Annotated in this window: 30 protein-coding genes; 6 read left to right on the top strand and 24 right to left on the bottom strand. The window is 44.5% G+C overall.

Annotation, left to right across the window (positions count from 1 at the left end; translation table 11 throughout):
* The 9 genes from Q0389_RS06800 to Q0389_RS06760 form a co-directional block, all read right to left on the bottom strand.
* Positions 1-1,225, bottom strand: a 1,225-nt coding sequence (locus Q0389_RS06800) for a homoserine dehydrogenase (protein WP_298693013.1), incomplete at its 3' end; no start/stop codon positions are given.
* A complete protein-coding gene (locus Q0389_RS06795; protein WP_298693011.1) occupies positions 1,222-2,445 on the bottom strand; it encodes an LL-diaminopimelate aminotransferase in 1,224 nt (407 codons plus the stop codon). The genes Q0389_RS06800 and Q0389_RS06795, both read right to left, overlap by 4 nt.
* A 70-nt stretch (positions 2,446-2,515) precedes the next feature.
* Positions 2,516-3,148 (bottom strand): hypothetical protein, encoded by a 633-nt coding sequence (locus Q0389_RS06790; RefSeq protein WP_298693009.1) that lies wholly within the window; start codon positions 3,146-3,148, stop codon positions 2,516-2,518.
* A gap of 10 nt (positions 3,149-3,158) precedes the next feature.
* Complete coding sequence (locus tag Q0389_RS06785) at positions 3,159-3,962, bottom strand: hypothetical protein (protein ID WP_298693007.1); 804 nt, start codon at positions 3,960-3,962, stop codon at positions 3,159-3,161.
* On the bottom strand, positions 3,959-4,636 hold the full coding sequence (gene rlmB / locus Q0389_RS06780; RefSeq protein WP_298693005.1) for a 23S rRNA (guanosine(2251)-2'-O)-methyltransferase RlmB: 678 nt from the start codon (positions 4,634-4,636) through the stop codon (positions 3,959-3,961). Before rlmB ends, Q0389_RS06785 begins: the two co-directional genes overlap by 4 nt.
* Before the next feature lie 13 nt (positions 4,637-4,649).
* Complete coding sequence (gene rsmI / locus Q0389_RS06775) at positions 4,650-5,459, bottom strand: 16S rRNA (cytidine(1402)-2'-O)-methyltransferase (RefSeq protein ID WP_298693003.1); 810 nt, start codon at positions 5,457-5,459, stop codon at positions 4,650-4,652.
* Positions 5,460-5,543: 84 nt separating this feature from the next.
* The gene (gene rpmE, locus Q0389_RS06770) at positions 5,544-5,744 is read right to left on the bottom strand and encodes a 50S ribosomal protein L31 (protein WP_298693001.1); all 201 of its coding nucleotides are present in this window, start codon (positions 5,742-5,744) and stop codon (positions 5,544-5,546) included.
* A 105-nt stretch (positions 5,745-5,849) separates the two neighbouring features.
* The gene (locus tag Q0389_RS06765) at positions 5,850-6,518 is read right to left on the bottom strand and encodes a 16S rRNA (uracil(1498)-N(3))-methyltransferase (protein ID WP_298693000.1); all 669 of its coding nucleotides are present in this window, start codon (positions 6,516-6,518) and stop codon (positions 5,850-5,852) included.
* Positions 6,515-6,928, bottom strand: coding sequence for a hypothetical protein (locus Q0389_RS06760; protein ID WP_298692998.1), 414 nt, complete (start codon positions 6,926-6,928; stop codon positions 6,515-6,517). Before Q0389_RS06760 ends, Q0389_RS06765 begins: the two co-directional genes overlap by 4 nt.
* Before the next feature lie 108 nt (positions 6,929-7,036).
* Between Q0389_RS06760 and glp the strand changes: the two genes are divergently transcribed.
* Positions 7,037-8,254, top strand: a complete 1,218-nt coding sequence (gene glp, locus Q0389_RS06755) for a gephyrin-like molybdotransferase Glp (protein WP_298692996.1) — start codon at positions 7,037-7,039, stop codon at positions 8,252-8,254.
* On the opposite strand, the gene Q0389_RS06750 is transcribed toward glp, so the two are convergent.
* From Q0389_RS06750 to mnmG, 14 genes are all read right to left on the bottom strand, one after another.
* On the bottom strand, positions 8,251-8,832 hold the full coding sequence (locus Q0389_RS06750) for a 6-carboxytetrahydropterin synthase (protein WP_298692994.1): 582 nt from the start codon (positions 8,830-8,832) through the stop codon (positions 8,251-8,253). The genes glp and Q0389_RS06750 overlap by 4 nt on opposite strands.
* A 54-nt stretch (positions 8,833-8,886) precedes the next feature.
* Positions 8,887-9,672 (bottom strand): 7-carboxy-7-deazaguanine synthase QueE, encoded by a 786-nt coding sequence (locus tag Q0389_RS06745; RefSeq protein WP_366936855.1) that lies wholly within the window; start codon positions 9,670-9,672, stop codon positions 8,887-8,889.
* Positions 9,647-10,612, bottom strand: coding sequence for a GTP 3',8-cyclase MoaA (moaA, locus tag Q0389_RS06740; protein WP_298692992.1), 966 nt, complete (start codon positions 10,610-10,612; stop codon positions 9,647-9,649). Before moaA ends, Q0389_RS06745 begins: the two co-directional genes overlap by 26 nt.
* Positions 10,613-10,731: 119 nt before the next feature.
* Positions 10,732-11,127 (bottom strand): hypothetical protein, encoded by a 396-nt coding sequence (locus tag Q0389_RS06735; protein WP_298692990.1) that lies wholly within the window; start codon positions 11,125-11,127, stop codon positions 10,732-10,734.
* A gap of 25 nt (positions 11,128-11,152) precedes the next feature.
* Positions 11,153-12,031 (bottom strand): c-type cytochrome, encoded by an 879-nt coding sequence (locus Q0389_RS06730; RefSeq protein ID WP_298692988.1) that lies wholly within the window; start codon positions 12,029-12,031, stop codon positions 11,153-11,155.
* On the bottom strand, positions 12,031-13,281 hold the full coding sequence (locus tag Q0389_RS06725) for a cytochrome bc complex cytochrome b subunit (RefSeq protein ID WP_298692985.1): 1,251 nt from the start codon (positions 13,279-13,281) through the stop codon (positions 12,031-12,033). The genes Q0389_RS06730 and Q0389_RS06725 overlap by 1 nt, the downstream gene beginning before the upstream one ends.
* Before the next feature lie 10 nt (positions 13,282-13,291).
* Positions 13,292-13,792: a ubiquinol-cytochrome c reductase iron-sulfur subunit gene (petA, locus tag Q0389_RS06720; protein WP_298692984.1), complete on the bottom strand. Its 501-nt coding sequence runs from the start codon at positions 13,790-13,792 to the stop codon at positions 13,292-13,294.
* Positions 13,793-13,834: 42 nt separating this feature from the next.
* Complete coding sequence (locus tag Q0389_RS06715; protein ID WP_298692982.1) at positions 13,835-14,722, bottom strand: hypothetical protein; 888 nt, start codon at positions 14,720-14,722, stop codon at positions 13,835-13,837.
* Positions 14,723-14,994: 272 nt separating this feature from the next.
* Positions 14,995-15,636 (bottom strand): hypothetical protein, encoded by a 642-nt coding sequence (locus tag Q0389_RS06710; protein WP_298692980.1) that lies wholly within the window; start codon positions 15,634-15,636, stop codon positions 14,995-14,997.
* A gap of 36 nt (positions 15,637-15,672) precedes the next feature.
* On the bottom strand, positions 15,673-16,848 hold the full coding sequence (nhaA, locus tag Q0389_RS06705; RefSeq protein WP_298692978.1) for a Na+/H+ antiporter NhaA: 1,176 nt from the start codon (positions 16,846-16,848) through the stop codon (positions 15,673-15,675).
* A gap of 144 nt (positions 16,849-16,992) precedes the next feature.
* Positions 16,993-17,817, bottom strand: coding sequence for a GGDEF domain-containing protein (locus tag Q0389_RS06700; protein ID WP_298692975.1), 825 nt, complete (start codon positions 17,815-17,817; stop codon positions 16,993-16,995).
* A gap of 76 nt (positions 17,818-17,893) precedes the next feature.
* On the bottom strand, positions 17,894-18,814 hold the full coding sequence (locus tag Q0389_RS06695; RefSeq protein WP_298692974.1) for a mechanosensitive ion channel family protein: 921 nt from the start codon (positions 18,812-18,814) through the stop codon (positions 17,894-17,896).
* Positions 18,815-18,916: 102 nt separating this feature from the next.
* Positions 18,917-19,486: a YajG family lipoprotein gene (locus Q0389_RS06690; protein WP_298692972.1), complete on the bottom strand. Its 570-nt coding sequence runs from the start codon at positions 19,484-19,486 to the stop codon at positions 18,917-18,919.
* A 74-nt stretch (positions 19,487-19,560) separates the two neighbouring features.
* Positions 19,561-21,432 carry a tRNA uridine-5-carboxymethylaminomethyl(34) synthesis enzyme MnmG gene (gene mnmG / locus Q0389_RS06685; RefSeq protein WP_298692970.1) on the bottom strand — a complete coding sequence of 624 codons (1,872 nt, stop codon included), beginning with the start codon at positions 21,430-21,432 and terminating at the stop codon, positions 19,561-19,563.
* Positions 21,433-21,551: 119 nt separating this feature from the next.
* Here mnmG and Q0389_RS06680 point away from each other — a divergent pair, with 119 nt between their 5' ends.
* Genes Q0389_RS06680 through Q0389_RS06660 form a run of 5 tightly spaced genes read left to right on the top strand, consistent with a single transcriptional unit; the run spans position 21,552 to position 24,302 of the window.
* Entirely contained in the window at positions 21,552-21,749 is a 198-nt protein-coding gene (locus Q0389_RS06680; protein ID WP_298692968.1) for a hypothetical protein, read from the top strand.
* Between the two features lie 45 nt (positions 21,750-21,794).
* Positions 21,795-22,481, top strand: a complete 687-nt coding sequence (locus tag Q0389_RS06675; RefSeq protein WP_298692966.1) for a tetratricopeptide repeat protein — start codon at positions 21,795-21,797, stop codon at positions 22,479-22,481.
* Complete coding sequence (locus tag Q0389_RS06670; protein ID WP_298692964.1) at positions 22,475-23,386, top strand: hypothetical protein; 912 nt, start codon at positions 22,475-22,477, stop codon at positions 23,384-23,386. Before Q0389_RS06675 ends, Q0389_RS06670 begins: the two co-directional genes overlap by 7 nt.
* Positions 23,371-23,985 carry a riboflavin synthase gene (locus tag Q0389_RS06665; RefSeq protein ID WP_298692962.1) on the top strand — a complete coding sequence of 205 codons (615 nt, stop codon included), beginning with the start codon at positions 23,371-23,373 and terminating at the stop codon, positions 23,983-23,985. The genes Q0389_RS06670 and Q0389_RS06665 overlap by 16 nt, the downstream gene beginning before the upstream one ends.
* A 5-nt stretch (positions 23,986-23,990) precedes the next feature.
* Positions 23,991-24,302 (top strand): hypothetical protein, encoded by a 312-nt coding sequence (locus Q0389_RS06660; protein ID WP_298692960.1) that lies wholly within the window; start codon positions 23,991-23,993, stop codon positions 24,300-24,302.
* A gap of 1 nt (position 24,303) precedes the next feature.
* Here Q0389_RS06660 and Q0389_RS06655 read toward each other — a convergent pair whose 3' ends face one another.
* On the bottom strand, positions 24,304-26,046 hold the full coding sequence (locus Q0389_RS06655; protein ID WP_298692958.1) for a Sel1-like repeat-containing protein kinase family protein: 1,743 nt from the start codon (positions 26,044-26,046) through the stop codon (positions 24,304-24,306).
* Positions 26,047-26,344: the final 298 nt, after the last annotated feature.

Below are 26,344 nucleotides of genomic sequence, written 5' to 3'. Positions count from 1 at the left end.
CAGCATCCAATGCTTCAAGCTCATTCATTAGAAGATGAATCGCTTTTTCAGTCGCTTCATGGGTTGCAAACAGCAAATGGGCGCATTCGGTTTCCGAGGGACGCTGTATTACCGCTTCGATGGAGATCTCATGGTTGGCAAAAAGATGCGTGATCTTTGCAAGAATGCCCGGTTTGTCGGATACTCTCAACCGAAGATAATATTTGGATCGGATGTCCTCTTGCGCTTTGAGACGAAGTCCCTCTTCTAACGGATGGTTAAATCCAAGCATCGGAGAACGCTTTCCGGATCGGACGATGTCGATAATATTAGCAACTACCGCACTTGCCGTCGCATTTCCCCCCGCTCCCGGTCCGTAGTAAAGTGTTTCACCTACCCGATCACCGACGACGCTGATCCCGTTCATCACGCCGTCGATCTTCGCGATCATCGCCTCTTCATCTACCAATGCCGCATGGACGCGCAGCTCAACTTCAGCTCCGTCACGCTTGGCGATTCCAAGCAGTTTGATTGTATATCCGAACTCTTTGGCAAAAGCGATATCGGCTTGCGTTATCCCTTCGATCCCCTCAATCAGAATCTCTTCGGGTTTGGCGTCGATGCCGTACGCAATGGAAGCAAGGATAAGCAGTTTATGGGCGGCATCGAATCCGCCGATGTCAAACGTAGGATCGGCTTCGGCGTATCCCAGACGTTGAGCTTCTGCCAATACGCTCCCAAATGCCGCCCCTTCATTCATCATCTTCGTCAGCATGAAGTTACAGGTGCCGTTCATGATCCCCATAATAGAGAGGATATGGTTTGCCGATAAGCCGTCACGCAATGCATTGATGATCGGAATGCCTCCGGCGACACTCGCTTCAAATTCAAACGGAATGTCTCCGGCAATCTCTTGAAGTTCATACCGATGATATGCCAAAAGAGCTTTATTCGCCGTAACGACTGCTTTGCCGTTTTGAAGCGCTTTTTTGACAATTTCCAGAGGAAGATCGACTCCCCCCATCAATTCAACGACAATATCGATCTCAGGGTCATTGAGAATATCCTGCGGATTTTGCGAAAGAGAGATGGAGAGATCGGAGACTTTGGATAGGTTTCGGACAACCCCGCTTTTAACAACAATCTCATCACCCGCACGCGCACTGATGATGTTTTTGTTCTCTTCTAAAATCTGTACGACGGCACGCCCTACCGTACCGACTCCGATGACGCCGACTCGTGTCACTCAGGAACCTTGCAGCCGAGCTGCTGTAAAAATTGTTTGATATTTTTAGCCGCTTGACGGATCCGTTTGTCATTTTCAATCAATGCGATACGAACATACTCATCGCCGTAATCACCGAATCCGATTCCCGGTGCAACAGCGACATTCGCTTCGACCAACAGCCGTTTTGAGAATTCAAGGCTGCCCATGTGACGGGCACACTCCGGAATCTTCGCCCATACGAACATCGATGCCTGATTTCGACGAACCGGCCATCCCGCGCGGTTAAAGGCTTCGATCAAAACGTCCTGGCGGTGATCGTATTTATCGACAATCTCTTGTACGCAGTGTTGATCTCCCTGCAATGCCACGGTAGCGGCAACCTGAATCGGAGTAAACATTCCGTAATCGAGCCAGCTTTTAATTTTTTGCAATGCACCGATCAATTTCGGATTACCGACAAAAAAGCCGACGCGCCATCCTGCCATGTTGTAACTTTTCGAAAGGGTAAAGCTCTCAACCGCAACATCTTTAGCCCCGGGAACAGAGAGGATCGAAGGAGTTTTATAACCGTCAAACGTAATATCGCCGTACGCAATATCGCTGATAACGTAAAATCGTTCCCGTTTCGCCATCTCGACGACACGGGTATAAAACTCCGGGGTCACCGTTGCCGTAGTCGGATTGTGCGGGAAATTGACAACAAGATATTTCGGTTTCGGAAATGAGACGTGAAACGCATGTTCAAGACGTTCGAAGAACAAGTCTTCATCGACTTTGTAATCTTCATCAAACGGCAATTCCATTTTTTGAACATTCCCGCCGGCTAAAATAAAACCATACGAATGGATCGGATAGGTAGGATCAGGAACCACGACGACGTCGCCCGGATTGGTGATAGCATACGCCAAATGGGCATACCCCTCTTTGGAACCCATCGTCGCGACCGCTTCGGTATCCGGGTCCAAATCAACGTCAAAACGGCGTTTGTACCAATCGCATATCGCTCCGCGAAGTTTTGGGATCCCTTTGGAAACCGAGTAGCCGTGCGTTTTGGTTTTTTGTGCCGATTCAATCAGCTTCTCACGTATATGCTCGGGGGTATCTCCGTCGGGATTTCCCATACTAAAATCGATAACATCGGCTCCGGCACGTCTACGTGCCATTTTTAATTCATTTACTTCTGCAAAAACATACTTAGGAAGGCGTTTAATCCGATCGAATTGGATTTCATCAAACATGGTCATAACCTGCTATTAAAAAATTGCGCCATTTTAACATAAGAGACTTATGTTTTTATATAATTGCCTCTTACGGACGCCCTAAACTTTTAGACTCGATCCACATCCCCTCACGCAGTACTTTCATCCCCTGCACATTGGAAACTTTCAGATAAACGGAACCGCTTGGAAGTTCCAGTTCAAATCCCTCTTTAACCGAATCGGAACGATAGGAATAAAGAAGGTTAAGCGATCGGTCAAAGACGGCAATATCCGGATACCATTCAGTGCTGTACGGCGGCTCGATACGGATACTCTGAGCCTCTTCTACCCTATACCACTGAGGCGAGTGAACCCGCTTTAGTTCAATTCCTTCATCGCTTACAAGCAACGGAAGATTCCATAGTGCTTTTTGAGCATCGATCGTCATACTCAAGGTTTGCTGCTGCGTATTCATCGCTTCGATTTCAATACCTTGCTCTTTAAAACTCTCTTTTACCATTTCCGGGTTTAATACTTTATTCCCTATAGCCGTCGCTTCAAACTCGCCCGTTTGGTTCTGTGTGTCGAAATCACTGACTTCCAACCGATATCCGAACGTATTAAAAGCGCTTTGTGCCGTTTTTAGAGCGACAGCCGGTTCTCCGGAAAAATTGATGTGGGTGCTAAACGATGCCCCGAAGAGAAAGAGGGGGAAAAGTACGAAGGGAAAAAATCGTTTCATCTCGATCGTTTTACCATCCTTTTCCACCGTTGAGGGTTTCAAATTCCTCTTTTGAGATTTTTTTCATATTCCCTTTTTCGCACACAAACCAAACGGTATTTTTATCGTTAATCTCTTTTTTCCCTTCCGGGGTTTCCAATTCAATACGCCCATGTCCTAAAATGATCAACCAATTTTTCGTCGTATCTATTCGAATCGGTTCAGCCGTAATGTCCTGTGTTTTTGCTTTTGTATCCATATCGATCATCCCGTACCACACTTTGTATATCGGGTGAATCACTACCCCGTCCGCAGGTAAAACGGCTGTAGAAACGGTGCCGCTCGTATTGGTTTCAACCGGATTGACGGCGACACTAACATTGCTTTCGTTTACGTCAGTAGCGTTTGTCTCAATCACTTTTTCAACCGCATCCATACCCGACGTCGTCAACTGCATCACGTCTTCTTTCGGTTCACTGGACATTTTATTCTGCGTCACATATCCTCCGGCCATCAAGACGACAATCAGTACGACTCCGGCCATAATCCATTTTGGCTTCGAATTCGTAGAGGCCTGTAAAATGACCGATTTCTTTTCCGGCATATTCTGCATATGTTCTTGATGAAATGCCAAATATTCCTGACGGATATCACCGAGATCCACACCGTACTCACGTTCCAAAATCGAAAGGTAGCCCATGAACTGAACCCGTCCGATCTCTCCGTAGGATTTGGTCATCACCAACTCTACTTTATCACGGGAAATATGGGTCTGTTCATGAATTTTCTCTGTCCCCAGAGCCAACAAATCTTCGAACGTCTGATAGTGTTTCATCTCATTCTCTCCATTAAGATAGCGCCGGCTACACCGACATTTAAAGAATCAAAATCATGGGCCATAGGGATCGAAATCCCCGTATCTAAACTTTTTTGAACTCTGCCGCTGAGTCCCTCGCCTTCGTTACCCAAAACCAAAGCCCGCTTGGGTGTAAAAACGGTTTCGCGGATATTTTCCCCATCCATAACCGCACCGTACACTTTGAATCCCGATTGCTTCAGTTCGTGCAGTACGTCATGGATGTTATGGACGACGACCAACGGTAAATCGAGTGCGGCACCGCTGCTCGTACGGATCATAGGTTCCAGATTGGGCTCTTTGATCCCGCAGATCACCAGGGCGTCTACCCCAAGCGCATAGGCGCTTCGGATCAATGAACCGATATTTCCCATATCGGTTATCGAACTGAGTACCACGACGAAATCGCATTTTTTGAGAAACGGCGAAGCATACGGCACAATCTGCGATATTTCGGCGATAAACCCTTGATGGTTTCCCCCCTTGACCATTGACTGTGCCGCTTTTTCAGGGATCCGCTTAATCTCAAAACCCATCTTCATGAGGTGCGAGTACTCTTTTTTATCCAGCTCTTTTGCCAGATAAAGGGTCTTGATGCGCTCTTTGTGACGCTCTATTGCGTAATAAACCGGTTGTTTTCCAAAAATTAACATAAAGTATTATATCCTAAGATTGTAAGAGTCGTTGATAGCACTCTTTCGGGTTTTCTCCGGTGATCTTTGCAATCAGCTTCGAAGCCGCTTTTTTGGGAATATCCAGCGCAAGAATATCGGTTTCACTCAATGATGCCCCCTTTCCTTCAGACGCCTCGATCACGACAACCCATTCGCCGCGGATCTCGTTTTCCATCTTCGCAGCCAGCTCCGACGCCGTCCCCCGATAAAAATGTTGGTATCGCTTGGTAATCTCTTTGGCTAAAAATACCCGGCGCTCCGGTGCGGCAACGGCTATTTCAGACAACAGCTTGTTCAACCGTTTAGGAGATTCATACAAAACGGTCGTATAGCCGTTGAACAATGCTTCTTGAAAAGCGCTGGCGCGGTCGTTTCCTTTATGCGGTAAAAATCCGAAAAAGAGCATTTTCGTCTCGACAAATCCGCTGGCGACAAATGCGGTCAATGCCGCATTGGCTCCCGGAAGTACGTCGTATTCTACATTATTATCGATGCAATAACGAACCAACATCTGCCCCGGGTCGCTAAAACCGGGCATCCCCGCATCGCTGACGTATACGACGTTCTGATCAAAAAAATCCGGGCTGAGCGACATGATGAATTCTGCTTCATTATGGGAGTGGAGGCTGATAAATTTCGGCTCTTCCGTCGTAATGTTGTAGCGTTCTCTTAGAAAATGGAGCAGTTTTTTGGTGACACGCGTATCTTCGCAAAGCAATATCTGCGCAGCGGAAAGGACTTCAAGTGATCTATAGGAGATATCGGCGATGTTACCGATGGGAGTAGGGACAAGAGACAGCATTGGTTTTTCTCAATTTCTGCCTCTTAGAGGCTAACTTTAGTGCCCGGAGGGCATATATAGCCGGAAGAAACCGGCATTCTAAAATTAATTTAGCGCGTAACGTTTTTTGAATTTATCGATACGTCCCGCAGTATCTACTTGGCGCTCAGAACCGGTAAAAAATGGGTGACACTCATTGCAAATATCGACACGGATCGATTCTTTTGTACTGGTTGTTGTAAATGTGTTACCGCATGCGCAGCTAACAGAACATTCTATAACGTTCGGGTGAAGATCTTTTTTCATTATTTTGCCTTGTGATCGACGGCGTTGTACGTCGGTCGGTATAGTTTTATATCCGTACAGGGGCGGATAATTTTGGACTCGAATTATATCCAAATATTTCTTTTTTTACAAACTCATTGAAATAACCGCTACAGCAGCCGTTTCCGAACGGAGAATCATCGGTGATTTCAGAGACCGGACGCGATGTGCCGAAAAAAGTTTCCGCTCGCTTGCGTCAAACCCCCCTTCGCATCCGATAACGACCGTCTCCATTTTTTCTCCGTGCTGTAACACGTTATCGCAAAAATCAAGAATAACCGAATCCGGGTTTTCGTCCAGAAAAGTGCCTAATGCGGGAGATTCCGCCAATTCGATCAGCGATGTACGTCCGCATTGCATGATAGAACTTTCCATGATCCGTTCAAAACGCTCAAAATCGAGCCGAAAATTTTGCTGAGAGCGGCGGCAATGGATAAAAGTAATTTTGTGAACACCCAGTTCGGTAAGCATCGGCAATGTTTTTTCGACCGTTTTGGGATCGATCAGACACCATCCCAGATGTATTTTCGTCTCGTTTTCGCACGGTACGTTCCGATGGCTTTGCAGTGTAAAATAGCCGTTGCGGCCATCGGTGCGTTCCAATCGGTAACGGTATTCTTCTCTCAATTGCGAACGTGAGCGAAACGCAATCAAATCTCCGCTTTTGTGTCGCCGCACTTTGATCAGATATTTGTAATCCTCCCCGCTGATAACGAGTTCATTCGATCCCGCATCGTTATGTAGGAGAAACCTCATGCCACCATCATCCAAATCGTCATCACACCGAGCATCGCCATCTCAATACCCAAAAAACGGAATGCTTTCTTTTTGTATTCGCTAAATGCGTTTTCCTGTGTGATATCGGTTCGCCGTTTCAGTGTTTTATACCGCTTGGCTTCCAGAATAATCATCACAATCGCAATTGTGATCATCGCGACATTCGATAACGTAAAGTGTAAATGTTTTGCCGCCATCATCACTGCTCCCGTAAAAAGGATCAGGGCGATCAGAGAACCTGAAATCGGCATCACGATCCTCATCCGTTTGGCATATTGAATAATGTGCTTTGAGAGGGCCAGCATGATAATATTGAAAAGGACGACCCCCATCAACACCATCACTCCGAAATAGTGGATATTAATTCCTGTTGTATACATAGCTTCCATAAAGGGGATTTTACCTTAAATTGCCTATAATGAGTACATAAATCTTCTTTTGTCGCATCGAATATTTGTTGCATAGAGAGAATTACGGACACCCTTCAAGGAGACGAAATGGCCATCAGTGTAGAAGAGGCTCTGGATCAAATTTATAAACTATCACTGCCTCTCGGGGGCGAAATCGCTCCGATTGAAAACGCTGTCTACCGTGTTCTCGCCGAAACCGTTGTCGCATCCCATTCGCTTCCGTCGTTTGATAACTCGGCTATGGACGGGTATGCGGTACGGACGGAAGACGCGGGCAAAACGCTGCCGCAATCATGTGTCATTTTTGCGGGAGACGAAGGGGAAGTGCGTCTTGTCGAGAATCAATGTATCCGAATTATGACCGGAGCCAAAATCCCGCTGGGTTGCGAAGCGATCGTCCCCATCGAGGAAGTCACTCTCAGCGATGGCAAAGTGACCCTCCCCCCTTCCATCAAGGCCTCTCAGCATATCCGCCTCAAAGGCGAAGATATCCAATCCGGAATGGTTTTACTCGAAAAAGGGACGATGCTTCATGCCCATCACATCTCCCTGCTCGCGTCGCAAGGGATTACCCATGTCACCTTGCACCGCCGCCCGAGAGTCGCCCTGTTCTCTTCGGGCAATGAGCTTAAAATGCATTTTGAATCGTTAGGGTCCAATCAGCTCTATAACACTAATACACCGACATTCGCCTCCCGCGCCCGCGAGCTGGGATGCGATATCATTTTTACCGGAACGGCGGAAGATACCCTCGAATCGATCCAATCGCATATCCGAAGCGCCCTCAATGCCGATTTGATCATTACTTCGGGAGGGGTGAGCGTCGGAGATGCCGATTTCACGAAAAAAGCGTTTCATTCGCTCGGATTTGAAAGCGCTTTCGAGTCGGTCGATATCAAACCCGGTAAACCGACAACCTTCGGACGGATCGGAAACAGCGTCATCCTGAATCTCCCCGGAAATCCTTTGGCTGCGGCATTGTGTTTCGAACTTTTCGGGCAAAGCGCCATCATGAGCTTAAGCGGGCGTGCCGATAAATATCTCGCGACGATCACTACTCGGATTTCCGAAACCTTTAAAATGAAAAAAGGGCGCCGTGCCCTAATCCCCGGATGGTTCGACGGAGCGACTTTCACTCCGAGTCCGAAATTCGGTCCCGGGATGGTTTTACCTCTTTCGCGTGCCAATGGGTTTATGATGGTGGATGAAAAAGTAGAAGGGTTCGATGCGGGAGCGGTGGTCAAGATTATCCCGACACGCTGGTGTATGGGGTCAGAATCTCGTCATTCGCTGATAACGCATTAAACCGTTTCAGGGTTTACAAACGGCTTCCCTGTTAAGATTTTATCCCATAACTGCGGATCGTTCCAGCCCTCGCGCACTTCGTCGCTAAACGCTATCGTCTCAAGCGAAATCGTCCCCATCAATTCCGAGTACGCATCCTCTTCGAAAGCCTGTGCATATCCGGTTTCAGTCTCGTGGACGATGATGCTGTGCAGTTTCACGCCCCGTTCGCCGTTGATCATTTGCGTAGAGGACAACAGTCTGTCCAGCATCAAAAAGATAATCCGGCTAAACTGTTCGCACGAAGGAGAAACCGGTAACATGGCCCATCGGTTGGAATGGTTTTTCATCGCTTCAATATACTCTGCATCATCACCGTCCCAGATTGCGATAGCATGGTCGAAACTGTCGATGAGATCTTTCATCCCCTGTTTCATCAGACCGAAATCGTATACCATTTGACCGTGATCGAGGTATTTGGATTCGAACAGCACTTCTACTTTGTAGGAATGACCGTGAATCGAAGCCCGGCATCGCTGAGTCGAACAGCCTCTGACGATGTGGGCATTTTCAAATTTGAAAAGTTTACGGATTAGCATGATAAACCTTCTGATGTTAAAATCACAATAGCGTGACTTCAAGTATTACACGTATTATACTCCGTGATTTTGATCCCAAATACGGATGTGTAAACGATCCGAGTAAACAAATCCGCGCCGTTTGCAAAACTCGATAACCGCTTCGCAATTCGCTTCGATATGAGCTTTGTCGCCTCCTAAAGGCATACAATAAACGGGAACATACGGATACGATGCGATCACATCGTCGATCTCCGATTCGATATGGCTTACTAATGAAGGCTCATCGACGGTGAATTTGAAAAAACTCTCTTTAGCGTTAGCGATAATCGCTCCGAATGCCTCCGGCTTTACCCGTTTGTCCAGCGGTTCGCCGCTGTTGGAGAGTTTGACCGAAAGCGCATAGGTTGCCTGCTTATAAAACGGAAAGCGTTTAAAATCCGGCGCTATGGTCGCATTCGTTTCAAACGTCACCCGGTGCCCTTGCGATGTAAGGTATTCGATAAACTCGATAAAAATCGGCTCATTCGCATAGATCAGCGGCTCCCCTCCTGTGAGTACAACATCCACATGAGGAGGCAATCGGTATCCGTTCATGATCCAGATCAGGCTTTGTAGCTCTTCGATCTCCATCCACAGCTCACCGAATGCACGACGATCGACGGCATACACGGTATCGCATCCGAGAATCTCCGATCCGTCCGGCGCACTTTCTCGGCATCCGAATCCTTCGCATTTGAGATTGCATCCTCCGAATCTAAAAAACAGCGAAGGGACTCCCGTATATTTTCCTTCCCCCTGTACGGAGTAAAAATGTTCTACCAGATAGAGCATCTCACCCTCCGGTTTCGTAAAACGCACGGCTGGAAACTTCAGAATCTCCTTCGCTCCAGCGGTTTTTTTCCGGTTTGGTGCGAATCACCTCTTTGAGCACCAATGCCGCCTCTTTGATATCACCCCGTCTTACCGCTTCTCGGATCGACATCGCTTCGTCAAAATAAAGACAAGGGATCAGATTTCCCTCCGCCGTCAGGCGGATACGGTTGCACTTGGTGCAAAAATCATCTTTGTGCGGTTCGATAATCCCGAATTCATAGCCGTCTTCAAGTTTATAATAATGAGAGGGTGAATGACCGTCAAACCCCTCATCACTGTATGTATAGCGGTTCCCAATAATTCCGAGGAGTTCAGGGCTTTGCATCCCTTTTATGTTGACCTCGGCATGAACATTTTCCATATACTCGATAAAACGGACTACCATTCCCCGTTCTTTACAGTATTCGAGCACATCCAACACTTCACCCTCATTAAGCCCTTTCATCGGAACCATGTTGACTTTGACTTTCAATCCGACTTTCAATGCCTCTTCTACCCCTTCGAGAACCTGGCGGAGAACATCTTTTTTGGCAATGGTCTCGGCGACTTCCGGTTTAAGCGAATCGATAGAGACGTTTAAACGGCGCAGACCGGCATCATAAAGTTTCTTTGCCGAGTTTTTCAGTAAAAAAGCATTGGTCGTCATCGCCAGATCGATGTCATTTTTATAGTCATAGATCATTTTGATGAATTTATCGAGGTCTTCGCGCAAGAGCGGCTCGCCGCCGGTTATACGGATTTTTGTAATCCCTTCGTCGATGGCAACTTTGATAAATTCAAATAATTCTTCAAAACTGAGTAAGTTTTCTTTAGGTACCCACGAAAAGGGTTTTTCGGGCATGCAGTACTGACATCGGAAGTTACACCGTTCCGTTACCGAAACGCGTAAATAATCGACGGTTCTGCCATAACTATCTATTAACACGACAATCCTTGAAAACTCCTATCTTAAGGAGCGATCCGCGAGTGTATCAAAAAGTTGTTTGGAGTTTTATTTATCAAAGAAATTAGAGGGAGAAACCCCAAAAAGGGGTTACAAAACGTTTACCAGCCGCGTACTACTGCATGACATGCCGTACAGGCATTGACAATTTCCGAATACGATTTATGTGCTTGAGTATACGCTTTTTTGTCCAATGATTTGACCAAATCATTAGACGCCGTATCAATACGTTTTGCCGCATTGTACGCGATATTACTCATGTGTTGTTTCTCTTTCGGAAGATACTTTTTGGTAGCATCCGCATCATGGAACAACGCATTCGCTTTTTGGATCTCCGCAACACCGCCTTTGATTAAGGCAGGCGCATTGTAGAGGAATCCTTTTTGAACATTGTTCAAACCGTTTTCCATTTGACTCATGTTTAGCGCCAAAGTATCGTCCGCCATCAAACTGCCGCCGATAAGTGTGCATAGAGCTAAAACTTTGATCATTTTCATTCTTTACTCCTCGTAAAGGTGCACCTTAGTGCACCTCCTTCCAAATTTTACGTTTCCACATATATGCCAGGAATGCGAATACGACCATATACGCCATTACCCATAGACCAAGAGTTTCGCGCTCTGCTTTTTTAGAGTCTCCGATCTCTTCCATATAGGCAATGACCTCTTTTTGCGCCTCTTCAGTCAAACCGACACGCGGCATTGACGTCCCTTTAAGCAATACTTGCGGATCATTAATAAAGCTGTGCAAATAGTGCTCGCCGCGGCTTTTGATGTATTGTGACAAATCCGGTGGAGTTGCACCCATATGCTCTTTGATAACATCTGCAGGAGTCGTTGCTTCAAGACCCGCATATTTCATGTTATGGCAGCGTCCGCAAGCTGTCTCGAACGTTGCTTTGTGCTGTGCTTTGTATTCCGTTATCTTAGGTACGATAGACTGGAAATACGCAACGATATCCATAATATCTTGTGCCGACATCCAGTTGTATGACGGCATCGGGAACGCTTTACCGCTATCCGGAGCATATTTGTGCTGCAAATGCATTGCACTGACCGGGTCAAAAATAAAGTTTGCCAAATAGTTTTTGTCATATACACGTCCCGCATGGCTCAAATCCGGCGGTACGACACCGTAACTTGCTGCCGCGTCTGCATTCGGCATAACGGCAGGATACCCTGCAGCTTCGATTGCGTGACATGCGATACAGTTGGCTTCTACAAGCACTTTACCGTTTTCGGCATTTCCTGCCAAAGAGGTATCAACGTTTTTCAAATCTTTGAACGTGAAGTCCGCTTCCGCAACTTCAGGGTGCATTACGCTGTGTGCATACGGTTCGATACCGTAATAGGTAATGCCGACAAGAGCCATAATGACGGCTAAAATTTTAAACTCTTTCATTATTTTCCTCCCGCCTTTTTAGCTTCGATTTTCGTAATGAACGGCAATGCGATGAAAAGGACAAGGAACGTCAAAGACGCGCCGAATCCAACCCATGCATTCGGTCCGGTCGGAGGGAGCTTACCGAATTCGGTCAATACCATCAAGTCGACGATCATAAGCCAAAACCAGTATTTGAACATCGGGCGTTGGTTAGCCGGTTTAACGATCGGCGAGCGATCCAACCACGGCAATAGAACAAAAATAATATTTGCAAAACCGAATGCCATCAATCCAAGGTCTTTACCTGAGATACCCGCAATTTCGAAGAACCATCCGCGCAATACTTCGTATGACCACAAGAAATACCACTCTGGGTAGATGTGTGCCGGCGTTTTAAGTCCGTCCGCTTTATCAAAGTTGATCGGATCCATTGCGAAACCGTAATGGAAGAAAACCAAATAGAAGAAGAAAATCAAAAATACACCCATAACGAATACGTCTTTTGACAAGAATACAGGCCAGAAAGGGATAACTTTAGACTCTTTTTTATTTCCCGCAAGATATTTTTCAGACTCTTCATGGAAATCGAAAAACTCACCTTCTTCGTTATTTACGTGTGGGAAACGGAGTGAATAGAAGTGGAATACGATCGCACCCAAAATCGCCAACGGAATCAACAATACGTGAAGCATGAAGAAACGGGTCAATGTCGCGTCCGCAACATAGAAGTTACCGCGAATCCATACAACCAATTCATCTCCGATAAACGGAATACCGCCGAAAATTTCAGTAATAACGTACGCCGCCCAGTATGACATTTGTCCCCATGGAAGCATATATCCGCTGAATCCTTCTGCCGAGAACAGGACGAACAAAAGCATACCCGAAATCCAGATCATCTCACGCCCTTTTTTATAAGAGCCGTAGTAGATACCGGTAAACATATGGATATAGATAACCAAGAAAACAACCGACGCACCAACTGCGTGAATATGTCGGAACAACCAGCCGTACGCCACTTCCTGCATGATAGTGTAGTTAACGCTGTCGAACGCCATATTGACATCCGGTTTGTAGTACATCAACAAGAAAATACCCGATACCAAAAGCATCGTAAAGAGCATGGTCAACAATACACCCATAGCCCACAAGAAATTAATATTTTTCGGAATCCAATATTCCGTCATCATTACTTTCATGAAATTGACAACACCGAGGCGTTGGTCAAACCATTCGAGCATTGAGTCTGCTTTTTTAAATTCTGCCATCTCGCCCCCCTTACGCTTTCGCCGTCATTTTTTTGTATTCAGGGCCTTCTTCACCCAGAACAAGTGTTTGTCCGTCGATTTTGAACGGAGGAATGTCTAACGGACGAGGCGGCGGTCCGAATGTGTTGACACCGTCAGCGGAGTATTCGCCGCCGTGACAGGCACATTTAAACATTTTTTTATCCCCTTCGTATCCAGGGATACATCCGAGGTGGGTACATAAGCCGATCATTACCGAATAGTAGTGATCCCCGACTTTGACGCTACGGCCATCGGTCGGTTTCATATCTTCGGTATATTTTAAAATAAATACCGGTTTACCTCGCCATACGGCGATTTCTAATTTATTGGCCTCTAGGCCTGACACGTCTACCGTGGTAAAACCGGCAGACATGACGCTCGGGAGCGGATCCCATGTCTTCTTCATCGCTATGAGCGAGGCAACCCCCCCTGCAGCGGCGACGGCACCAAAGGCTTTACCGATAAACCCTCTTCTGCTTTCATCCATCATTCTCATCTCACTTAATTTGGAAATTTAACCCTCAATCATAAGTTAAAAAGGTTTAAGTTTCTCTAAATCGAAAGTTTTTCTTATGAATTCAATTACTTTATTGTTACTTTTGTCGATTCTTCGGTAGTCGTTTAATGCGGCTTGTTTTATACCGTGTGAAAGCTGTTCAGAACTGTAATTCCGGACGATCGGAATACCGAGAGACTCAAAGAGCGGAAGAAAATTTTCAGAATAATCGGGGCGTTGAAGAAACACCGGCTGTCCCCCTCCGGCTAAGTTTTCGAGAACCGCCTGTGCAGAGGCGCTGATCAAGATTTCGCTCTCTTGGATAACCTTATCGTATGATTCGGATTCGTGAACGGTTACAAAACTCTCTTTTAGCTTTTCCTCATATCTCAGAAAATGGTAAAAACCCATCAGCAATTCCATCCGAAACGGAGCAAACACAGACTGGTGCGTTTGCAAATCTTTTTCATAGTCGTCGTCTCCGAAAAAAAGAGCCAACGGAATCGTTTTCGGTTTCGGTTCAAAATACCGTTCGTCTACGACCAAAGCATTGCAAATCCCCTCTCCGCAGAGATAGGGAGAGATGAGCGATTCTTTAGCATGTTTGATATCTGAGGGATCATCCGAAATACGGATAAAAGAGGAGAAGAACTGCGTCATGTCTTCTAATAATACAGGATTGATCTCTTCCGAATCGAAGATGATTTTGTCGCCGTTTTGAGCGATCTGCGGAATGTTTCGTACCAGATCGATTCCGACGGAGCGTTTGATCCCGTACTCTTTGGCTTCGGCGGCAATCCGAAAATCAGAACACAACAATGTGATATCGATCTCTTTTTGGAGTTCATTGACGATAGCAACTGCACGGTGAAACCGATCGAGTCCGATACGGTGACCCGTATGGACGTAATAAAAATAGCGCATTATTTACCTTTTCCAGCCATGTGATATTCAATAAAGTTTGATAATAAAATGTACATACATGACATGCTTATTTAATAGCTTATTTTACACTATATATAGTTAAGCAATTTTCAATCAAAAATGTAAGTATACGCATAGATAAAAGGACATAGAATAGATTAATATAATTTAATAGTATGCAGAAAATTATAAATATCCTTTGTACTTACATCCTATAGGCTCTGAGAATAGGGAGCATTCCATTTTAACATTCCTTAGATAAAGCATTCGCTTCAGGCACTCTCTGATAAAGATTTTCTCTTCTTGCGTCGCCACAGATAATAAAACGTACCGGTGAAAACAAGAATTGCAAGCGTGCCGATAGCTATTTCGGTAAATAATTGAAAGTTTTTTTCATATTCGATTGTATCATGACACTCTTTGATAGCTTGATCTATTTCATTTCGTTCCAATGTCATCGGCAAAAACTCTTCTTTTTCTATTGTAGTTTTAACACTTGTGAAATATGGAGTCGTGTCGTCTTTAGCACTTTGACGTTCATCAACAGAAGGCTCATAAGAGATTTTGAGCTTAGAGAAATGAGCATTTGCAATAAATATCAATTCATCTTCACTCAGTAGAGGGTCATAAGAGCGATTTCCCGCTTGAGGTAGCACTATAGGAGTCAAATCTCGAATCGCGTAAAGTTGACCATCGGCCCAGATAGCAATTTGTTTGATGTTCTCTTTCCGATCCGGAAGGCTCGCTTGTTCAACAGTCACATTAAAACGATGATATTCGGAAGCGTTTTGAAACGGCTTATCGTTTTTCACAACACAATTATGTTTGACATGCAGTTTTACCGTATTCGGCTCAACTGATCCAAATGCTATCATAGAGAAGCAAAATACTAAGAGAACAGTGATTTTTTTCATATCTTTCTCCTTTTCAGATTTATGAGAGATTATCTCTCAAGAAGTGTGCTGCGAATTTTTCAGAACTTTATTTAAAACAACATATCCGACAAGACCCGAGAGGAATGAGCCGATCAGGATACCGATTCGCTCATCTGCAAGTACAATACCCGCTGAACGGGTTTCTTCAAATGCAAGTGAACCGATAAAGAGTGACATTGTAAAGCCGATACCGCTCAAAATGGCTACGCCATAAAGCATCGACCAATTTACCGCATAAGGAAGATGCCCTAAGTTTAATTTTACAGCTAACAAAGAGAACAATCCTATACCTATCTGTTTACCCGCAAAAAGTCCAAATGCTACTCCGAGCGTCAACGTGTCCACTATATCTGACACGCTAACGGCACGAAAATTAATACCCGTATTGACGAAAGCAAAAAGAGGCAGTATGAAAAAATTGACAGGAGCATGGAGAGAATGTTCCATTGCGTGGAAGGGAGCCTTATTATTTCTAATTGGAATCATAAGCCCTAAAATAACCCCTGCGAGAGTTGCATGAACGCCTGATTTTAGAACCGCCGTCCATAGTATAATACCTATCAGAATATAAGCAGTATGATTGACGACACCCCGATAATTCATGAACCCCAATATCGCGATCATCAGTGCCGCAATGGTCAACGAAATAGCAGAGAGACTCGACGTGTAAAAAAGGGCTATAATAATGATTGCTCCGAGGTCGTCAATAATGGCCAGTGTCAGTAAAAAAAGTTTTAGCCCCGTTGGAACCCTATTACCCAATAGACTTAATATCCCCAGAGCAAATGCGATATCAGTTGCCGATGGAATAGCCCATCCTTGCAACGCATCCGAATTGTGTTGATTTAAAAAAGCATAAATAAGTGCTGGAACGACCATGCCACCGATTGCAGCAATAGCAGGGAGAGCCACTGTTTTAAGGTTGCTCAACGAACCTTCAACGACTTCTCGCTTGATCTCCATTCCCACCATAAAAAAGAAAATGGCCATCAACCCGTCGTTAATCCATAGCAAAAGTGGCTTGGCAATGACAAAATTTCCTATTCCAAGAACAACAGGAATAGTTCTGAAATCATTATAATACGGCAATAACAAACTATTTGCACATATCATTGCAAGCAATGTTGCCACAACCAGTAAAACCCCAGTAACCGATTCATGCTTAAAAAAATCGAGTAATGAATATCGCATTTTATATCCCGTCTCTATTTGTATGTTTTCATTCTACCTAAAATTTATTCATCGAACAAACTGGAAATGCTATTATTCACCCCTCTTTTATTTATATTCAATCAAAATAAGTATAAAATTGATTATCAATTAATGTTCAAACTTCTAGGATTGAACCTGATTTTTCCCATATTTTTTTGCTCTATATAAAGCTTCGTCTGCTGAATGTATGAGAGATTCAATATCTTCTTTATTGTAACTGTCAGCAACTCCGCAACTGATTGTGATGTGCCAATTATGTTCAAATGCGGCTTCAATGTTTTTTCGAATCCTCTCTGCAATCAACATAGCACTCTCTTTATCGATATTTGGAAATATAACGCCGAGTTCTTCTCCACCGTATCTGACGGCAATGTCCATTTCTCGAATACTCTCTTTAATAATCTGTCCAACGCCTTTTAAAACATCATCTCCTGTTTGGTGACCATAGGTGTCATTCACCATTTTAAAATCATCAATATCAAACATCGCATACGATATAACTCCCTGATCCCGTTTGGATTCATTGAAAAGCTTTTGAATAAAGATTTCAAAAACGTCTCGATTGTAGAGCTGTGTCAATTCATCGGTTGTTGAAAAATCAATCAGTGCTTCAAATGAGGATTCATCTATAATTTTAAGCGTGTTATTTTGAGAGACAATATTTTCCAAATAGTCCAATGTAGCTACGTTTATCCCGACTGGACGACCCAAAATCTCTTTAAGCGATTTTCTATGGGCATTTATTTTATTCCATAAGATATATGCTTTATCTTCAGATAGTTTACGGTGGGTAAGGGTAAAAATAAGTTTTGAATACGGGAAAGAAGGATTGTTTTGAAGATAAATCTTCATCAGTTCATTATCACACGACAAGTCATTCACTTCTGAAACATTTAATTCGACTTCTTCTTTGGTAAGAATGATTTTTTGGACGGTTTCCTCATGCATTTCATGCCTTATTTTTTAAAATAATTTATTTACTATCTATCCTCATTATAGTCGAAGACAGTTAACTGATTTATTACTAGTGAGCAGTACTTTCCATTTCAATATGCAGCTTTGGAAAGGCGACGATTTCGGACGTTTGCGAAGCCATTTGTATTTTCCCTTCGCTTTTTTCGACCTCTTCCAAAAAACGGGTAAATAGCTGATCCCGGGTTGAGCGGCGTTTTTTGAAATCAACAACATAGCGCAGAGTAAATTCTATCCAATTATCGGTAGCAGCAATAGTGACCATCGGTTCAATGGTAGCCGCTTCTACTGCATACAGCTTGGATAAATTATGCCAACTCGTACGAACTGATCCAGTAAAATCACCTACAACTTCATCCGCTATTTTAATCAGCGTTTCACGCGTGTATTCTACGGAGCTTCCATATCGGATCGGAAGGGTGATCTCATCCCATAAAAACGGAAATTCTCCCGAATAGTTATACACGGGGTCTTTAAAAATAAAGCTGTTGGCAACTCGAACGATACGGCCGTTATACAAATCACTGCTAACCCATGCCCCGCACTCCATCAACGTTGTTCGTAGAATCCCGATATCGATAACATCTCCATAGATAGAACCGATTTTGATCCGATCGCCTACACGGTAAAAAGAAGAAAATGTGATTGCCAGCCATCCGGCTATACTGATGATTACCTCTTGGAGGGCAAAAGCGATCCCTCCTCCGATCACTCCGAGGGCAACCGCAAATCCGCTCATATCTTGTTTAAACGTTGCAATAGCGATCACCGTAAAGACAAAGTAGGCAAGAAGGGTAACCGCTTTTCGTATTTTATAGCGGGTGGTGCTCTCTTCAACTAAACTGTTGATCCGTGATTTTAGGGCATAGACAATTCCCATAATCATAAAAAATGCAATGACTATTACACCTAATTTCGCAGCCATCGGGTAAAGCTCGATCCACATCTTCAAGCCATGTACTAGATTGCTCATTTGTACCCTTTCATATCAAAAAGTTTTGAAATGGTGTATGCGTATCTATAATTCTACCGAACGGTTTAAAAGTCACCCTTATCATCTGTCATAGAGTTTGTTTTACTGAACAACTAACTTGGCTACTATCGAATTAATACTATCGGTAAAAATCGTGTACAGGAAAGGTTCAATATCTTTTGAACTATATGATGGTTTTATCCATTTTCCTTGTTTTTGCGTAAACGTTTGTTCGATTTTTTTACCCTGTTTGTTTAGCGTTACTTCGATGATGATTTTCCCATGAAGATTTTCATCAAATTTATTGGTGTCGTTATAAACTATCTGGATAGCTTTAATTTTTACGTCTATCGTTGTATCCGCACCGGCAGGATTATCGCTCAAGTTAAACTTAGCAGATTTTAATGCATTCGCCAATCCCTCTTTGTATCTTTCCGCAAAATCTACATTGCTGTAGAACTTTGACGTTACTTGACTATTGGCTTCTACATATCCTATTGAAGTCTTATCTTCTCTCGCATCCGTTACGGATAAAAACGATTCGCTATGCTGATCCTGTGTCGTTTGACTCAAATACTGAGTTTTGTATGATGGAAGTTCTATCGTCTCATTTTTATATGAGCATCCTGTCATTAAGACAACTACTGCTACTAAACTATACATCTTTTTCATGTCAATTCCTACTATATCACTTTTAAAAAGGATTATATAATTTTCGCACAATAAATAGAGTAAAAGGGGAGAGGCTACTTTTTAGCAGCCATTTTGATGTAGATATGGAGAATATCGAGAGCGGCAGGGGTTATCCCGCTGATCTGCGATGCCGCCTGCAATGTCGGCGGATTAAATTTATAGAGCTTATCCACGATCTCGTTCGATAGTCCCGAAACCGATTTAAAATCAAAATTCTCAGGGATGGCGATGTGAAGCATCTTATTCATCCGCTCGATGTCATCGCTTTGTTTCTCAACGTAACGGGCGTATTTGGCCTCGATCAAAATCTGCTCTTGAATATAGGGGTCAAGCTCTGCGAAACTCGGGATCAGTTTCACCAACTTGTCCAGTTCAAAACTTTTGCGTGAAACAAGCTGGGTTGCGGTGAGTTTATCGGTAATGTGCTCCTCGTCGATAGAGGCCAAAAATGCCAAGAACTCTTTGTTCGGCGTATAGACGGTTTCTTCGAGAAGCTTCAGTCCCTCTGCGATTTGAGTCCGTTTTTCCTCGATCCGCTCCATCTGAGCATCATCAATCAGCCCAAGGGCATGACCGTAACGCCCCAGACGCAAGTCTGCCGTCTCTTCACGAAGCAAGAGTCGGTACTCGGCGCGGGAAGTGAACATACGGTAGGGCTCTTTCGTCCCTTTGGTCACCAAATCATCGATCAACACGCCGATGTAGGCTTCGTCGCGGCGCAAGATAAGGGGTTCTTTCCCCTGAAGCGAGAGTGCGGCATTAATCCCCGCCATCATCCCCTGTGCCGCCGCCTCTTCGTATCCCGTCGTTCCGTTGATCTGTCCGGCACAATAAAGATTTTTGACCTTTTTCGTCTCCAGCGTGTGTTTCAGCTCAGTCGGATCAACATAATCGTACTCGATAGCATATCCGTAACGGACGATTTTCGCGTTCTCCATCCCATGTACCGAATGGATCATCGCACGCTGAACGTCGGGAGGGAGAGAGGTGGACATCCCGTTGATATAGCACTCGGTATTCTCTGCCGTTTGAGGTTCGATAAAGAGGTGATGACGCTCTTTGTCACGGAAACGGTTGATCTTATCCTCGATACTCGGACAATAGCGCGGCCCTACCCCCTCGATCTGTCCGGTAAAGAGCGGTGCCCGGTGAAAGTTCCCCTCAATCAGGCTGTGGGTTTCTTCGTTCGTGTAGGCGATGTAACACGGAAGCTGCTTTTTGGTGCGGGCAAATTCGGCACGGTCGGTGCGGAAACTGAACGGATTCGGAAGTTCGTCCCCGTCTTGGATCTCCATCACCGAAAAATCGATCGATGAGCTGTCGACGCGGGGGCAGGTTCCCGTCTTCAGCCGTCCGACATTCAGCCCCGCTTCGCGCAGTGAGTCGGTGAGCCCTTTCGCCGGGAATTCGCCGAAGCGTCCCGCTTCTTGGGTAATCTCTCCGATATGCACCACACCGTTTAGAAACGTTCCTGTTGTCAAAATGACCTTTTTCGCGCGGTATTCGTTGAGCAAATGGGTACGAACTCCGACCACTGCCCCCTCTTCGATGATGAGGGCAGTGACCGTCTCTTGGATCAGAGACATATTCGGGGTTGTAAGAATCGTGTTACGGGCGATCACACGGTAACGGTCCATATCGATCTGTGCGCGGCTTCCGCGAACGGCGGGTCCTTTCGTGATATTGAGGATGCGAAACTGGATACCCGCTTCATCAGTCAACAGTCCCATCTCTCCGCCAAGCGCATCAAGTTCGCGTACCAAATGTCCTTTTGCCAATCCTCCGACGGCAGGGTTACAGCTTGTCGCTCCTACCTGTTCGGCCAATATAGAGACAAGCAGCGTATTGTGCCCCATGCGCGCCGAAGCGAGAGCGGCTTCGATTCCGGCGTGTCCTCCGCCGACGACGATTACGTCATAATTCATTATTGCTTCTTTTTACGTAAATTATGAATGCAATTATAGCTTCCCATGTTGAAAGCTATAAAAAGGGAAAGGAAAAATACTCTACAATTAAGAAAATATTTTGATGACAGGTGACAACGATGGATGCCGCTAACACCAAATCTTTAGAAGAACTTCTGAAAAATTATACTCCCGAAACAGTTGAGTACGACCCTGAAATCGACGGTGGAGACGAATATCTGATCCGCGAACAGCTTTTAAAAAAGAAAGAAGAGCTTAAAGACGTTGTAACCAAACTTAAGGAAAAACAGCGTCAGGATCGAAAAGTTCGGCGTTAAGAGCGCTTTGCTATAATCACCGAAAATGAAATATAAGGTACTTTGATGATGCTTCAGGCCGCGTTCGATGCTTTTAATGCCCAAGACTATACCAAAGCGCGGGAACTGTTTGAAAACCTCGCGCATCAGGAAAATCCGACCGCACTCTCATCACTGGGGTATCTCTATCAAAAGGGGCTGGGCGTAGAGAGTTCCTTGGAAAAAGCGTTTGCATTGTATAGCCGTGCCGCAGAGCTAAATGAGCCTGCCGCCATCTATAATCTCGCCCTGATGTATGCCGATGGGATTGTCGTTCCCCACGATCAGTTCAAATCGCACGAACTGCTGATCCGCTCCGCTGTTTTAGAATTCCCGCAGGCACAATACGAAGCCGGTCTCAGCTTGGAGCGGGGAATCGGATGCGTTCAAAACTTCTCGGAAGCCGCTTTTTGGTACGAAGAAGCCGCCAAACGGGGAAATCCCAATGCCTTTAACAATCTAGGCGTCCTCTATAAAGAGGGGCACGGCGTTCATCAGGACTATGCCAGAGCCTTTATCTGCTTTTCACGTGCTGCCGCGATGAACCTCCCCGAAGCACAGTTTAACCTAGGCCTTATGTACGATCAGGGATTCGGGTGCGATGCCGACCATGATAAGGCCCTGGAGTGGTGCCGGAAAGCCGCCTACAACGGCCATGAAAAGGCTAAAATGATCATTCAGGGCTTACAGGAAGAGGGAAAAATCGTTTGGTAACCAAAACAAATCGTACCTTCTCCCCGGAGCATCTCCGTTTTTTAAGCTATATCCGTGCCGTCGGAACCGGACCGAAAGGAAACCGCCCGCTCACATACGATGAAGCCAAAGACGCGTTGCATCTTATCCTGCAACGCCTCGTCCCCGATACCGCTATCAGCGCATTTTTACTCGGCTGGCGTGTTCAGGGGGAACGGGATGAGGAACTTCAGGGATGTATCGATTATCTGGCGGAGCAATTGCTGCCTAAATGTTTGGAAGGGGTGGAAATCGGCTATCCGATGGATGGCAAAGCGAAGTTTTACCCGATTATGCTCCATGCCGCCGCATTGATAAGCGATATAACGTTTCATGCCGTGTACGATCTCCCACTCGGGCCTAAATACGGGGAATCGCTTGATAACTTTGATATCACCGCTCCCAATCTCCGCCTCCATAACCGCCGCGACCTCATGCCAGGGATCAGTGATCTCACAAAATTGCGCAACGATATCGGTGTGCGCACGGCGTTCAATACCATCGAAAAACTGAACTTTCTCGCCCCGATTGCATTGATCGGGATGCACCATGCGCCGTATTTTGATCTTTACAGCTCCCTCTACGCCACATACTACCGTCGGCTCGTCATCGTACAGGGGCATGAGGGGACACCCGAAATCCTTAAAAAAACAAAATATAAAATTGTCGAAAACGGCGAAATTACTACCCATTCCGTCGATCCCGAAATGTTTGGGATCGAACCGATCGGTGCGAAAGAGGAGATGAGTTTAGAGGCCATGCACCATCTCATCCGTTTTCCGGACGAGAATCTTGCTAAAATGGTACGATTAAATGCGGCATTTCTCGGATTTGCCGCAGGGAAATATACCAGCATCGAAGAAGGATACGCGTGTTTACAGGATTGATTCGGGAGATGGCCAGCGTCAAACATTTCGGTGGGAACCGTCTCTCCCTCAAAGCTGCTCATAAACCGAAACTCGGTGACTCCATCGCGATCAATGGTACCTGTCTCTCGGTCGTCAGTATCGAGAGTGACGGTTTTTCTGTCGAGCTCTCTCCCGAAACACTGGAACATATCGCAACTGAAAAACTGCGCGGGAACGTCCATATTGAACCGGCTATGATGATGGGGGAACGTTTTGAAGGGCATATCGTACAGGGACATATCGATACGATCGGCACAATCGCCTCGATCACCGATAACGGTAACAGCTATGATGTGATCGTCAATGTAGATTCCGAATTCATCCCCCTGATCCCTCCGAAAGGATCGATTACCATCGACGGTGTCAGCCTTACCGTCAATGAGGTGATGAACGATGCGTTTCGCCTCACGATTATCCCGATTACGATGCGCGAAACGCTGTTCGGAACCTATAAGAAAGGGACGAGAGTCAATATCGAAACCGATGTATTCGCCCGCTATATGCGTCATATCCTCACCGCATCCACTACCCAAAAAATGAGCTGGAATGACATCGATCATATCAGTTCACTCTATTAACCATTATGACAAAAATACAATGGATCATGATGGCTGCCTTTATCGCAGGGCTTGGGCTCTCGGTATGGAAACTTTATTATTTTTTTCCGACAAAACGGCTCTCAGATGATGATACGACTCCCGAATCGGTTGCACTGCTGGAGCGGATCATGCTCGAGTGCAACAACATGTACGATCAGCCGGATGAAGAATCCCTCTACCGGATAATGACGGAACATCCCGAATTTGATCCGAAACACTTTTGGCGTTTCAACGAAAACCGTCTGCGCCACCTCATCGAGCACTATCGGCTAAAAGAGCCTCATTTTCGTTTATAATTCAATCTTCCCGTATAAAACTTCTAAATTTCATATCTCTCTTATTTTGTATTTTATTAATAAAGGTTTCTCCTCCATCATATGTTTCATACTCTCCGCCCCATGCATACGTACATCCATTTGCTTTTGTTTGCAAAAAGACAGCATACTGTTCACCAGGATTTACAATCGGTCCATAACTACCAAAATATAATCGTGTTGTATTGGTAACTTCATTCGGATGTAACTCCCGAGTAAAAAAACTATATACGCCTAATTGACCATTTTCTATATTCACAAGGGAAACATATAAACTTTCTTTTGGTAAACATCGATGAATTTTTAAATCAATCAGATCGATAGCCAGGAGTCTCCCTCTGTGAGTAGTGGTGAAAGATTGAGCAACCGTTTGATTGTTTGTAATTTCCAATCCACCACTTCCTCCAACCGGAACATTTTCTGCATCCATAAACATCTCATTACCTTGAATACTTTGTTTAGATACTTCCTCTGTACCATTTGCTGGATTTTTAATAGTCTCTAAAGGCTGATTATTTGTCGTATCTTGTTTGAGGTTTTTGTCATCTTGTTTGGTTGAGTTCTCTTCTTCTTTTTTAACTATCTCTTTCTTATCAACTTCCTCTTTACTGGGTCCGCTCAATAATGCTACATATTCTTTTGCAATTTTATCTCCATTTGTAGCTGCCAATGTAAACCAATAAAGTGCCTGCTTTCTATCCAAAGGAACTCCGATCCCTTTATCGTAAAAATGACCTAAACTCATTTGAGCATATACGTTTCCACTCTGTGCCGCTTTTCTATACCATTCAATCGATCGGATCATATCCCTCTCGACACCATACCCTTTTTCATACAGTTCACCCAAAATACGCTGCGGTTCTGACATTCCCATATTCGCAAGTACCTGATAACGCCATACATCAAACCATTTGCTTTTAGCTATATCATTATTAGAAGTTAACATCATATACATAACTACCGCTAAAATTCCCAACATAACATAGCGCATCGATCTATTCAATTTAAAAGATTCAGCCTCATCAGTATCTATCATCGGATCAACACTAACTTTCATTTTTTCTTGAAAATAACGACTGAGAGCTTCAAAACGATGATTTTTCCGATCAATTAATGTCTCTTCAAACAACGGATATATCTTTTCAGGTGCAAACTCTTTTAAAAAATCTTGGGTTATCTCAATTTTTTCTTCATTCTCAAAACCTAGAAAATTCAACAGAACTATCGCAAACAAAGCAATCTCTTTTTCGCGGCTCTCATTTTCTGATTTTAAAATCCAGTTTTCGCTAAAAAAAAGTTTGATTTCACCTCTATTATCCACAAAAATATCGTTTAAGGAAAGACTATCAAATCCTATCCCATTTCGTTGCAATAAGATTAGAGTCTTTAGAAGTTCTTCTCCAATTTTGCGAAAACGATCTTCATTATAGTGTTTCAGAGGTTTGAGTATTTCCCCTCTCGGCATTTCAGTGACTATAAAAACTGAATCACTTTCATGAAAAAAATCAGATATTTGAATGATAGAAGAAGTTGAAATCTTTTTTATTTCCGAAGCTAAATTCAGCCACTTATTTCCTACACCATTTTCACTTTTTTCAAAAAATTCGGTGATCCAGACCTCTTTATTAGCACGCATATCCTCGGCTAACCACCGACAATAGTTTTCTTCTATACGTATCGTCTCTGTCAACATATAATGAGATATAAATCTTTTTTCAAGTGGCATAACGATATTCCGTACTTTTTTAATTATTAATCGCTACGATAATACACTATAACTAATAAAAAAGAATATTATTCAAAAGAGTTCCCGTCTTTTAAACTTTTGGCATTGGGATTGCACGCAATCTTATGTTCCATATCGACCTTCTCATAGTCAATTAATTTCCGTTTGGAAGCGATCGTCGCATTGCGATACCCCTCACCCGAGTTCAGGTACACATTCAGGCCGTTTTCATACAGAGCCAACCGCGTAGCGAGCGCCGTTGAGTAGATCGGAAGAGCGTCGTGTAGGGAAAGAGTGT

Source organism: uncultured Sulfuricurvum sp. (assembly GCF_937936435.1).
In the GTDB taxonomy this organism is placed as follows: domain Bacteria; phylum Campylobacterota; class Campylobacteria; order Campylobacterales; family Sulfurimonadaceae; genus Sulfuricurvum.
This window is presented reverse-complemented; position numbering and strand designations above follow the sequence as displayed.